Source organism: Streptomyces sp. NPDC004667, from assembly GCF_040609475.1.
Lineage (GTDB): Bacteria > Actinomycetota > Actinomycetes > Streptomycetales > Streptomycetaceae > Streptomyces.
Genome location: NZ_JBEXKC010000136.1, coordinates 1 through 11,975, shown reverse-complemented (window position 1 = coordinate 11,975; position 11,975 = coordinate 1). Strand labels below are relative to the sequence as shown.

Below are 11,975 nucleotides of genomic sequence, written 5' to 3'. Positions count from 1 at the left end.
GAGCGCGCCGGGGACGGTGGCGGGGGCGGGCGCGCTGGTCGCCCAGCGGCGGTGGCAGGCGGCCCCGGGGCCGAGAAGCAGGGGCGCCACCCAGGCCAGGTAGCTCAGCCCCTGTTCGCGGACCCGGGCGACGTGCCCCGCGAAGTCGGGGAACTTGGCCCGGTCGGGCTCCCAGTCCCCGCAGCCGGCGTAGCCGCGCCCGTGGCCCAGTTCCTGCCAGCCGTCGTCGAGGATCAGCGCTCCGCAGCCGAGTGCGGAGGCCAGCGCGGCCTGGGTTTCGACGGCGGCCGCGTCGACGTCCTGGTTGAACGCGTACCAGGTGGAGTAGACGGGTGTGCGGGCCGCTTCGGGCACCGTCGCGGTCGCGGCGCCGAACCAGGCACGCAGGGTCCGCATGGCCCGCGCCACCGAGGGCGCTCGGGGGACGAGCAGGATCCGGTGGGCCCGCGCCGAGGCGGGCAGGTGGAGATGGACGACGTGGGTGTCGTTCTCCTCGGAGACCCCGAAGCGCAGGGCCGCCTCGGGCACCGGGTCGGCGGCGGCGAAGGTGAGCAGGGTGGCGCCCGTGTGGTCGTAGAGGCATCCGGCGGCGTGTCCGTCGACCAGCGAGACCCGGGATCGGCCCTCCCAGTCGGCGAGGAGGGTGCGCTGCCAGCCGCCCTGCGGGTGCCAGTAGCCGGCGGCGTCACCGAGGTCCACGCTGAAGCGGAGTTCGACGGGGGCGCCGTCGGCCCGCACCTCCAGTACGCGCAGCCCGCCGTGGAGTTCACCGAGGGTCCAGCGGGGCTCGACGCCCGGAGCGTGGGCGAGGACGGCGAGCGAGACGCCGTCGAGCAGCGGCTCGCCCCGGGCGGGTGTCAGCCCTGCCGTGGTCACGGCCCCGGAGGCGTCCGAGGGGGCGGTGGTGGTGTGCACGGTCACTCCTTCACGGCGCCGGCGAGCAGGCCGGACACGAAGTGGCGCTGCAGCGCCAGGAACACGAGGGCCATGGGGATCGCCGCGGCGGCCGTTCCGGCGAGGATCGCGCCGTAGTCGGTTTCGTCGAGTCCCTGGAGGGAGGCCAGGGCCACGGGGACGGTGAACGTGGCGCCGTCGCGCAGGACGATCAGCGGCCAGATGAAGTCGTTCCACTGGTAGAGGAAGAGGAAGATCGCCAGGGCGGCGAGCGCCGGCTTCATGGGCGGGAGGACCACCTGCCGGAACAGCCGCAGTTCGCCGCAGCCGTCCATGCGCCCCGAGTCGAGGAGTTCGTCGGGGAGCGCGGCCATCGACTGGCGCATCAGGAAGATGCCGAAGGGCAGGGCCAGGTTGGGCATGATCACGGCCTGGTAGGTGCCCAGCCACCGGAGCCCCGCCATCATCTGGAAGAGCGGTACGAGGGTGACCTGGGCGGGGACCACGAGCCCGAGCATGAGCAGTCCGAACAGCGCCTCGCGGCCCCGGAAGCGGTACTTGGCGAAGCCGTAGCCGGCCAGCGTGCAGACGGCTCCCGCGCACAGGGTGTAGATGACCGCGATGAAGAAGGAGTTGAGGACGACCCGGCCGAACCGCGCGGTGTCCTGGAGGCTGTGGAGGTTGGCCGCCAGGTGGCCGCCGGGCAGCAGTGGCGGCGGACTGTCGAAGATCTCGCGCGAGCTGTGCGTGGCCCCGACCACGAGCCAGTAGAAGGGGATCAGGACGGCGGCGAGGGCGATGGCGAGTCCGGAGGTGAGCAGGATGCTCCTGCCGCGGTGGCGGGCGGGCGTCATGACTTCTCCCCCAGGAGGCGGAACTGGATCACGCCGAGGATGCCGATGAGGACGGCCAGGGCGTAGGCGATGGCGGAGGCGTATCCGAAGTCGAAGTATTTGAAGGCGTTCTGGTACAGGTACACGCCGATGGTCAGGGTGGCGTTGTCCGGGCCGCCCCCGGTGAGCACGTACGGCTCGTCGAAGATCTGCAGGGTGCCGATGGTGGAGAGCACCGTGGTGAGCAGCAGCGCGGGGCGCAGGCCCGGCAGGGTGACGTGGCGGAAGGAGGTCCAGGCACCGGCTCCGTCCACGGCCGCCGCGTCGTACAGCTCGGCGGGCACGGACTGCAGGCGGGCGAGCAGGATCACCGCGTTGTATCCGGTGTAGTGCCAGGTGAGCGCGAGCCCGAGGGAGACCTTCGCCCACAGGGGATCGGTCAGCCACGGCACCGGGTCGAGGCCGGTGACCCCCAACAGCCAGTTGACGAGCCCGTAGTCCTTGCCCAGCAGGACGGAGAAGACGATCCCGTACGCGACCAGGCCGGTGATCATGGGCAGGAAGAAGCCCAGCCGGAAGAGCGCGCGGCCGCGCAGCAGGGTGGAGTTCAGTGCCACGGCGAGCCCGGTGGCGAGGGCCAGCATGACGGGCACCTGGACGACGAGGATCACCGCGGTGTTCTTCAGGGCGGTCCAGAACAGCGGATCGCCCATCAGGCGCGTGTAGTTGTCGGCGCCGACGAACCGCTCGGTCCCACCGACGGTCTTGTGCAGGCTGATCACGAAGGACCGGCCGATGGGGTAGATCTTGAAGACGGCGAAGAGCAGCAGCGCGGGCAGGACGAAGAGGTACGGTGCCACGCGCCGGCGGGGCCGGGGCCGCGGAGCCGTCCCCCGGGAGGCGACGGCCCGGGGTGTGCCGCCGGTGAGCGTGACGGTCATCGGCGGACCTTGCGCCCGGTCTGCCGGCCGAGCTGGTCGGCGGCTTCCCTGAGCACCTTGGCCGGATCGGCGCCGCCCAGCAGCACCTTGGACTGGGCATCGGTGACGAGCTTGAGGGCGCGGGCGTAGTCGGCGGTGTAGTTGAAGGCGGACGAGGGGGCTTTGAGGGCCTCCAGGAAGACCTCGCCCTTCTTCTGGCCGCCGAAGAAGGGGGACGGCTCGTGGAAGACCGCGTCGTCGTACGCCTTCATCAGGGCGGGGGCGATGCCCTTGCCCCGGTAGATCTGCACCTGGGAGGCCGGACGGGTGAGGACGAACTCGACGAAGGACCAGGCCGCGGCCTGGTGCTTGCCGGCGCCCGCGACGGCGAGGTGGGTGGAGTTGACCGTGGCCGCGGTGGAACCGCCCCGGCGTACGGCCGGGGGAAGCCTGACCCTCCACTTCCCCGCTTCCTCGGGGACCTGCTCCTGGATGATGCCGCCGAACCAGGTGGGCATGGGCAGGACGGCCGCGGTCCCCTGCTTCAGGGAGCTCATCAGGGTGTTCCAGCCGCCCGCGAGATCGCTGACCAGGCCGGCGTCGTTCATCGTCTTGATGAGGGTCATGGCCTTCACGGCTTCCGGGGAGTCGAGCGTGATCTCGCCGGAGAGGCTGAAGTAGAAGGCGCCCTGGAGCTGGAGCAGCATCTGGAAGAAGTTGGCGGCGTCGGCCTGTGAGGCGGGCTTGTCGATGCCCAGCAGGTGGGCTCCGGTCTTCTGCTTGATCTCCTTGCCGGCCTCGATGGTCTCCTCCCAGGTCTGGAGGGCGTCCGCGTCCACCCCGGCCTTCTCGAAGAGGTCGGCGCGGTAGTAGAAGCCCGCCGAGTTCGCTTCCCAGGGCAGGGCGTTGACCCGCTTGCCGTCGGGGGAGACCGTCTGCCACATGCCCGGTGCGAAGGCGTCCCGGTAGGCGTTCGCGCCCAGCGGGCCGAGGTCGGCGAGGCCGCCGGGGAACTTCTCCACGTAGCCCGGCAGGTAGTCGACCCCGATGTGCAGGACGTCGGCGAGGCCCTGGCCGTTGGCGGCGAGCCCGGTGGTGATCTTGTCCCAGATCGCCGGGTTGCCGATGTCCTCGACCGTCACCTCGATCCCGGGGTACTTCTTGTTGAACTCCGGTACGAGGGACTTCATTTCGGCGGCGGGCCCCTGCCAGGACCAGACCGAGATCCTCCCCTTTTCCTTGTCCCCGACGGCCCCCTCCTGAACCGTGGCTCCCGTTCCGGAGCAGGCCGTCAGGCCGGTGAGCCCGGCCCCCGCGGCGACCGCGCCGCCCATCCGCAGCACTCTCCGACGTTCCAGTTCCATGTCTGACCCACCCCTTGCTCGCACCGTCGCGGAAGCCGATGGGCCAGGACTGTAACCAGGCACCCTCACGCTTGCAAGAGTTCATTGAAATCTTTCAGTTCGATCCGGCAGGAAGTTCTGACAAGTTCATTGCAGACCTTCAGTGGAGGTTGCTAGCGTGCCGCCCGCCCCGCGCCGTGCAGACCGGCCGCCCCGCCACAACCCGGGAGAACCCGATGACGCGTTCCCGTGTGTCACTCCTGTCCGCCCTCGCCCTGCTCCTCCCCCTCACCCCGCTCGCCCTCGGGGGCCAGGCCTCGGCGGCTGCGCCCGGCCCGGCCGCGGGGCACTCCGCGCCGCCCGCGCCCGCCCCGCTCTCCGTCGCCAACCCCGGCTTCGAACAGGGCAGCACGGGCTGGCAGTTCACCGCCGGGACCGGAGTCGCCACGAACTACCCGCACGGCGCGGCCCGCCTCGCGTACCTGGACGCCGGACCCGCGATGAAGGTGTCCCAGACCGTGACGGCCACGGGCCGGGGGACGTACGACATATCCGCCTGGATCGCGACCGGCGGACCGAACGGCCGCTACGTCGCCCGCGTCAACGGCACGGTCGCCGCCGCACTGACCCTGCCGAGCGCGACGAACTACCGGCGCTACACGCTCAGCCGGATCGCCCTCGCGCCCGGCGACACGCTGGAGATCGCCTTCGAGTCGGGGGACGGCTGGGTCAACGCCGACGACGTGATGCTCTCCCCCGCCTCCCCCGCGGACCCGCGGATCAGCTCCTCCGACCCCAAGATCGTCGAGATGTTCGACTGGTCCAAGCGCAAGGCCAACAGCTGGGTGCAGCTGCCGGGCACCCAGGGCCCGCTCGACGTCGACGAGAACCACACCGGCGGCAGCGGCACCGGCGCCTACGCCGCCTCCTACTGGGCCGGCTACGCCAACCGCAGCGGCTACTACTCGCGCGACACGGCCCACCAGCTGGCCGGCGCCGGGGTGCTCGCCCTGAACGCCGAGAACCGGACGATGCTCCGCTCCTTCGCCGCCTCCGCCACCCCCGAGCACAAGTACTACCCGGCGTGGGCCCTCAACTTCGACGCGAAGACCTACCTGTCCATCGACTACAGGAGCCCGGCGAACTTCGTCCGCGAGGTGCCCGCCACCTTCGAGCTGGTGCAGAAGTCCGAGGAGGCGTACCGCTGGAGCGGCGACCGCTCCTACGTCGACGACCCGGTCCTGTGGAACTTCTACCGGCACGCCACCGACGAGTTCGTCACCCTGCACGACGGGCTCAAGGACAACGGGCCGGTCAAGGTGGCCGAGGGCACCGGCCAGGGCATCTTCCAGGGCACCGCCAGCTACAACGAGCAGAGCGGCGAGCCGCTCGCCGAGGCCGGCGACGCGATCGGCTCCCAGTACCAGGCCTACCTGGCGATGGCCTCGCTCGCCCGCTCCAAGGGGGACCGCGCGCTCGCCGACCGCTACGGCGCCAAGGCCCGGGACCTGAAGGCGTACTTCAACTCGACCTGGAGCGGGACCGGCTCGGGTGCCGACATGGTGCGCGGCTACACCACGGACGGGCGCGCCCTGACCGGCTGGGGCAAGGAGAACAGCTGGTTCATGCCGATGAAGCAGATCCTCGACCCGGGTCCGCGCCGGGAGGCCTACCTCGACTACATCGACCAGCAGGCCTCGGGTCCGGGCCGGCCCGACAACATCGAGGCCCTCACCTACCTGCCGGACACCTTCTTCCGGAACAACCGCCCCGACACCGGCTGGAAGTGGATGAAGGACGTCTACGACCACAAGGACATCCAGCACGTGAACACCAAGCAGGGCACCAACGGGGACTACCCCGAGGTCTCCTTCACCCTGCTCGGCCAGACCGTCGAAGGGCTGCTGGGAGTCTCCCCCGACGCGCCCGCGCACGCCCTGAGCACCGGGTCCCGGCTGCCGTCGGGGATGGACTGGCTGCAGATCGACGACCTGCGGATCGGCGACTCGGCCTTCTCCCTGCGCCACGACGGGGCGACCCGTTCCTCGCTCACGCACACCTCGGGCCGCTCCGCCTACACCTGGGAGGCCCGCTTCCCCGGCACGTACCCCACGCTGAAGGTCAACGGGGTGGCCCGGCCGGCCCGTACCAAGGTGATCGACGGGGTGACGTACACCTACGTGACCCCGCTCGTCGCCCCCGGCCGCACGGTCACGGTCCAGGCCGGCTGAGCTCCGGCGGCCCGGTGGGAGACCACCGGGCGCCGGGCGGGTGTCAGATCTCCAGCGCCCCGGGGAACGGTCCGTTCCCGACGCCGGGAGCGGTGACGGCCAGCCAGCCGTGACCGCTCATGGGGGTGTCCTCGTCGATCCGCTCCGGGTCGACGGTCACCGTTTGCGCCACTTCGTTGGCGTTCGCCTCCAAGGAGGCGTTCGGTTCGTAGAGGCCGGGTTCCCAGCCGTCGTCCTCCGTCTGGGGGACCTCCCAGGGCAAAGGGTCACCCGTCCACTCCGGTTCGCGGTAGGTCCGGTACGAGCGGATGACCCGGCCCTGCTCGGCGATGGCCCAGCCGTGCTCGTCGTCGTAGGCGTCGCGGAAGTAGAAGTGGGCCTGCCCGCAGTGCGCGCTGACCCGGGCCAGGACCTCCTCCTCGACGCACCCGGACACCGGGCCGCCGAACACCATCCGCCAGCCCTGGAACTCGGGCGTGACGAAGGCCCGGTGGACGGTCGTCTCCTCACCGTCGGGGCCGGTCGTCACGGCCGTGTCGTGCTCCACCGCCGACATCCCCATGGCCATGGTCGCGGGGATGCGGTCGTACAGCCCCAGGGCGTCGAAGACGCCCTCGTACGCGGCCGCAGGCACGGCGAGCCACAGGAACGGGCAGTGGTAGTCCAGCGGCCGGTCGGTCGGCAGCTTGACGCGGACCAGACGCTCCAGCGCCCGCCTGTCCCGGTCGCCCAGTTCGTCCCCGGCGCCGATCGCCGCCAGCGCGTGCAGCGCGTGGCGGCGCAATGCGCCCGGCCCGCTCCGCCGTATCTCCAACAGGCCGGCGATCCCCTCGGATCCGAGCGCCTTCAGGTCCTTCTCGACCTGCCGCACGGCGTCGCGTCGGGCGAGCTGTGACAGGAGTGACTCAAGTGTCGGGTTCTGCGTACTCATGGCGCCGACCCTAGAACAGGTCATGATCGGCGCGGTACTTCACCCACCGCGCGTCACGGTCAGGGGGAAGGGGCCGGCTCCACCGCCCGGCTGCGGAGCAGCTTCTTGTCCGGCTTGCCCGCGTCGGTCAGGGGCAGCGCGTCGACGAAGGCGATGCTCGCGGGCTCGTACATCGCGCCCTTCCTGTCCCGCACCATGGCGCGCAGCTCCTCCTCGCCGACGTCGGCGCCCGGCGCGCGGACGACGACCGCGTGGACCCGCTCCATGAGGTTGGCGTCCGGGACCCCGAGCACCGCGCTCTGCAGGACGTGCGGGTGGGAGTTGAGCACGTCCTCCAGTTCCACCGTGTACACGTGGCCTCCCACCACCACGATCATGTCCTTCAGCCGGTCCACGATCGTGAGGTAGCCGTCCGGGTCGACGAACCCGATGTCACCGGTGTGCAGCCAGCCGTCCCGCAGTACCTCCGCGGTGAGCTCGGGCTGCTTCCAGTAGCCCTGCATCACGTGCGGGGAACGGACGCAGATCTCGCCGTGCTCGCCGGTTGGCAGGTGCCGTCCGTCGGCGTCGCGGACGGAGACCTCGACGCCGTCCATGACCTTCCCGGCGGTCCGCAGCAGCTCCGGGCGCAGCGGATCGTGGTCCTGGGGGGAGAGCACGCTGATCCCGCCCGCTTCGTTCTGGCCGTAGAACTGCTTCAGTACGGGTCCGAAGCGCCGGACCGCCGCCGCCAGACGGGCCGGGGAGGAGGCGCAGCCCCCGTAGGTGAGCATGCGCAGGCTGGAGGTGTCGGTACGGTCGACCTCGGGGTGGTCCATCAACTGGTAGAGCAGCGGAGGCAGCAGGAACGTGTGGGAGATGCGCTCGCGCTCGATGGCGCCGAGCACGGCACCGGCCTCGAACTCGTCCAGCAGGACGACGGCGCCGCCGCGGTGCAGCGCGTTGTCCGCCACGAGGCCCGCCGCATGCGCGAGGGTGGTGCACACCAGTGCCCTGACCTGTCCTTCCTCGGACCAGTCCGGTCCGACGGACACCCACTGCCCGAAGGTCGTACAGATGGCCTTGGGATGGCCGGTGGTCCCACCGGTGTGGCGGATGGTGCAGATGTCCTGTGGCCGCGCCGCGCCCGGAAATGGCTCGGTGGACTCTTCGGCGGCGAGCCGCACCAGGTCCGGGCCCGCGCCGCCGCCGTCGCCCCCGCCGAGGACCAGCACCCGTTCCAGCGGCAACCGGCGGGCCAGGTCTGCGCCGCGCTCGCGGTGGGCGGGGTCGACCATCAGCGCCCGGGTCTCGACGTCCCGGAGGATGTCGGCGTGCACGTCGGCCGAAAGGCCTGCGTAGAGGTGGTTCACGGCGCAGCCGAGCAGCCCGGCGGCGTAGCGGGCAGCGATCGTCTCGGGAAGGTTCCCGGAGAGGAGGGTGACCGTCTGGCCGCGTGTCACCCCCTGGGAGCGCAGTGCGCGTGCCATGCCGTAGACGAGGTCGCGTAATTCACCCGCGCTGAGGCGTCGGTCCCGGTGCACCAGGGCCTCCCGGCCCGGTTCCTTGGCCAGGGCGTCGAGAATTTCCTCGACGTGGCTGTGGAAGTGGAAGTGTTCGGTGGTGTCGTCCATACCGGTCCCCATTGGTTGACTTGAGCAACTAGCGGGAGGTTAACGGTCACCGCTCCACACGCCCAAGCCGGACGCCGACATCCGGCCAATGCCCGCGCCGGGCCGCGCGGGCATGGATGTCGCGGCCCCGGGTGGCCGCGCAGGTCGGCCACCCGGAGCCCTCAGCCGGCGCACGGACGCCCCGGACTCCCCGGCGACCGGCTGGCCAGGGGTGTCACTGCACGATGCCGGCCTTGCGCAGCGCGGCCGCGACCTGGGCGGTCTGGTTGTCGGCCCCGCGCTTGTTGGGGTGGAAGGTGGTCAGGGTCTCGTTGCCCCGGAAGATGCCGCCGCCGTGGGCGAGCAGGCCCTGCAACCAGGCCGTCCAGCCGGGGGTGAAGGGCGGCATGTCCTTGCCCGCGGGGAAGCGGGCGGGCTTGTAGCCGTCGAGCCCGTCGTCGAACTCGTAGCGGCCGTAAAGGCCGAACATCCACTTCTCGGCGCCTTCACGGCAGACGTGATGGGCGCGGCTGGATTCGGCGATGTCGACGTAGGTGTGCCCGTGGGCCTGCGCGGAATCACGGATGACGGAGTCGACCAGGGCGAACTGCTCCTGGATGAAGGGCATGTCACCCTTCTTGATCGTGATGTTCTCGTCCAGACCGCCGTCGCAGGTGCCCTGCCCGGCCGCGGTGGGGAAGAGCGTGGGGTAGCCGACGAAGAGGAACCGGGCGTGCGGGGCGCGCTCGCGCAGCTCCGGCATCATCTTCGCGAAGCCGCTGCGCAGGTCGTCCTCCTTCTGTGCGAGGTCCGCGCGGCCCTCTGCGGTGTTGCGGTAGTGGTCGGTGCCGGGGCTGCCCAAGGACGACGCGCCCAGGGTGGCGCACTTGGCAATGATCTGACCGAGGTTGTACTGGTTGCCCCCGATGCCGACGGTGGCCAGGGTGGTGGCCGCGCTCAGCGCGTCGATCTGAGCGGGGCGCGGGGTGGGCGTGAACCGCGGCATGCCGCTGTCGTCGACCGGGACGCAGGGTGGGCCGCCGAAGACCGTCTGCGGAATGAGGATGCCTCCGAGCCCCAGCCCCCGGTCGTCGATCGTCGCGCCGCCGCAGGTGACGTCGATGAACTCGTGCCCGGAGAGGACGGTGTGGGCCAGCTGCTGCGGATAACTGTCCCTCGACCGGCCGGTGTAGTCGCCGTCCGGTCCACCGAGGCCGCCGCTCACCGGCTCGCGGACGAGGTTGGCGTCACCGCCGATGAACTGGCCTGCACTGTAGGAGTCACCGAGCGCGACGTACTGAGGCTGGATGCTGGACATGGAAACCTTCCCACGGGTCGACACCGTACGTAGCGATAACACTACACAGGGTTACGCCAGGGAATATGACACACGCCTAGACATCTGGCATATGACGCAATATCGCTCGTGTCTCCCGCGGAGCGGTGGCGCTTCCCGCTGCGTGGAGGCTGCCGAGCAGGGCGAGGCCCCGGGCGCCGGTGCTGCCCGGTTCCGCGTGGTAGATCACGAGCTGCTGTCCGGGTGCGCCGCGAACGTCGAAGGACTGGTAGGAGAGCGAGAGGGGGCCGACCTCGGGGTGGACGAGCTCCTTGGCTTCGTGGGTCTTCCCGCCGACGGTGTGCGCGGACCACAGTGCGGCGAACTCCTCGCTCGCCCCGAGCAGGACGTCCAGCACCTCGCGCAGGCGCGGGTAGTGCGGTTCGAGGCCGGCCGCACGGCGCAGGGCTGCCGCGACCGCCCCGGCCGACCACTGCCACTGCGCGTGGAAGGCGCGGGCCGCGGGATCGAGGAAGGTCATGAGGGCGAGGTTGTCCGCGTCCCGGAACGGCGAGAAGAGCGCCTCGGCCAGGGCGTTGGCCGCCAGCAGGTCCAGCGCCGGGTTGAGGACGAACGCGGGGGTGTGCGGGTAGCCGTCCAGCAGTCGGCGCAGCACGGGCGCGACCGTCTCCCTCGGCTGTGCCCGCTCACGCCGCGGCCCGCCGCCCGCCAGCCGGTACAGGTGGGCGAGGCCCTCGCGGTCCAGGCGCAGGGCCGTCCCGATCGCGTCGAGGATCTGCGGCGAGGGGCCGCGCTCGCGGCCCTGTTCCAGACGGGTGTAGTAGTCGGCGTTCATCCCGGCCAGGACCGCCACCTCCTCGCGGCGCAGTCCCGCCACCCGGCGGCGCCCGTAGGACACCAGCCCGACCTCGGCCGGTGTCAGCCGTGCGCGGCGGGCCCGGAGGAAGTCACCGAGGTCATTGCTGCTCATCTCCCCAGGCTAGACCGGATCCGGGCCGCCAGCCCGGGTGCGCCGTACCCCGGCACGGACCGTCCTGGCCCGGCCCCGGCCGCCGCACCAGACTCCGGGACACGAAACCGTACGAGCCCCTCGGCCTCCCGACACCGGTGCTTCGTACGGGACTTCATCCAGGAGGAACAGACATGACAGACACCACCGCGGTCACCCGGACCGTGGCCGTCACCGGCGCCAGCAGCGGCATCGGCGAGGCCACCGCGCGCCGCCTCGCGGCGGACGGGTACCGCGTCCTGCTCGGCGCGCGCCGCACCGACCGGCTCGAACGGATCACGGCGGAGATCACCGAGGCGGGCGGCGAGGCCTTCTTCCGCAGGCTGGACGTCACGGACGCGCGGGACACCCGCGCCTTCGTCGACGCGGCGCTCGGCGCCTACGGCCGCCTCGACGCGCTGGTGAACAACGCGGGCCTGATGCCGCTGTCCCCGCTCGACGCCCTGCGGACCGACGAGTGGGACCGCATGCTCGACGTGAACGTCCGGGGCGTCCTGCACGGCATCGCCGCCGCCCTCCCCCCGATGCGGACGCAGGGCGGCGGGCACATCGTGAACATCGCCTCCGTGGGCGCCTACGAGGTCTCCCCCACCGCCGCCGTCTACTGCGCCACCAAGTTCGCCGTCCGCGCGATCTCCGAAGGGCTGCGCCAGGAATCCGCGGGCGGCATCCGGGTCACCCTCGTGTCCCCGGGCGTCACCGAGTCCGAACTCGCCGACACCATCGGCGATCCGGTGGCCCGGGAGGTGATGAAGGCGTACCGGGCCGTGGCGCTGCCCGCCTCGGCGATCGCGGGGGCCATCGCGTACGCCCTGGCCCAGCCCCCGGAGGTCGACGTCAACGAGATCGTCGTACGTCCGGTCGCCGGCGCCCGGTGACCGGCGGGACGCGCAACCCCGGCCCTCGCGCCCCGCCCCCGGCGACC

The 11,975-nt window shown here is 71.4% G+C and carries 10 protein-coding genes; 2 read left to right on the top strand and 8 right to left on the bottom strand.

What is annotated here, in order from left to right:
• From ABZW32_RS36960 to ABZW32_RS36945, 4 genes are all read right to left on the bottom strand, one after another.
• A partial coding sequence (locus tag ABZW32_RS36960) for an alpha-galactosidase (RefSeq protein WP_356224868.1) occupies window positions 1-915 on the bottom strand: 915 nt, incomplete at its 3' end.
• 2 nt (window positions 916-917) lie between these two features.
• Window positions 918-1,748, bottom strand: coding sequence for a carbohydrate ABC transporter permease (locus ABZW32_RS36955; RefSeq protein ID WP_356224866.1), 831 nt, complete (start codon window positions 1,746-1,748; stop codon window positions 918-920).
• Window positions 1,745-2,668 carry a sugar ABC transporter permease gene (locus ABZW32_RS36950; RefSeq protein ID WP_356224864.1) on the bottom strand — a complete coding sequence of 308 codons (924 nt, stop codon included), beginning with the start codon at window positions 2,666-2,668 and terminating at the stop codon, window positions 1,745-1,747. The genes ABZW32_RS36955 and ABZW32_RS36950 overlap by 4 nt, the downstream gene beginning before the upstream one ends.
• Window positions 2,665-4,011 carry a sugar ABC transporter substrate-binding protein gene (locus tag ABZW32_RS36945; RefSeq protein ID WP_356224862.1) on the bottom strand — a complete coding sequence of 449 codons (1,347 nt, stop codon included), beginning with the start codon at window positions 4,009-4,011 and terminating at the stop codon, window positions 2,665-2,667. The genes ABZW32_RS36950 and ABZW32_RS36945 overlap by 4 nt, the downstream gene beginning before the upstream one ends.
• Window positions 4,012-4,226: 215 nt before the next feature.
• Between ABZW32_RS36945 and ABZW32_RS36940 the strand changes: the two genes are divergently transcribed.
• Window positions 4,227-6,221 carry a hypothetical protein gene (locus ABZW32_RS36940; protein ID WP_356224860.1) on the top strand — a complete coding sequence of 665 codons (1,995 nt, stop codon included), beginning with the start codon at window positions 4,227-4,229 and terminating at the stop codon, window positions 6,219-6,221.
• A gap of 43 nt (window positions 6,222-6,264) precedes the next feature.
• Here ABZW32_RS36940 and ABZW32_RS36935 read toward each other — a convergent pair whose 3' ends face one another.
• The 4 genes from ABZW32_RS36935 to ABZW32_RS36920 all read right to left on the bottom strand — a co-directional run bounded on the left by ABZW32_RS36935 (window position 6,265) and on the right by ABZW32_RS36920 (window position 11,011).
• A complete protein-coding gene (locus ABZW32_RS36935) occupies window positions 6,265-7,152 on the bottom strand; it encodes a hypothetical protein (RefSeq protein ID WP_356224858.1) in 888 nt (295 codons plus the stop codon).
• 59 nt (window positions 7,153-7,211) lie between these two features.
• Window positions 7,212-8,765: an AMP-binding protein gene (locus tag ABZW32_RS36930; RefSeq protein ID WP_356224856.1), complete on the bottom strand. Its 1,554-nt coding sequence runs from the start codon at window positions 8,763-8,765 to the stop codon at window positions 7,212-7,214.
• A 214-nt stretch (window positions 8,766-8,979) separates the two neighbouring features.
• Window positions 8,980-10,062 (bottom strand): SGNH/GDSL hydrolase family protein, encoded by a 1,083-nt coding sequence (locus tag ABZW32_RS36925; RefSeq protein WP_356224852.1) that lies wholly within the window; start codon window positions 10,060-10,062, stop codon window positions 8,980-8,982.
• Between the two features lie 76 nt (window positions 10,063-10,138).
• Entirely contained in the window at window positions 10,139-11,011 is an 873-nt protein-coding gene (locus ABZW32_RS36920) for a helix-turn-helix transcriptional regulator (protein WP_356224850.1), read from the bottom strand.
• A gap of 173 nt (window positions 11,012-11,184) precedes the next feature.
• On the opposite strand from ABZW32_RS36920, the gene ABZW32_RS36915 reads away from it, so the two are divergent.
• On the top strand, window positions 11,185-11,928 hold the full coding sequence (locus ABZW32_RS36915) for an SDR family oxidoreductase (RefSeq protein WP_356224848.1): 744 nt from the start codon (window positions 11,185-11,187) through the stop codon (window positions 11,926-11,928).
• The last annotated feature ends 47 nt before the right edge of the window (window positions 11,929-11,975 follow it).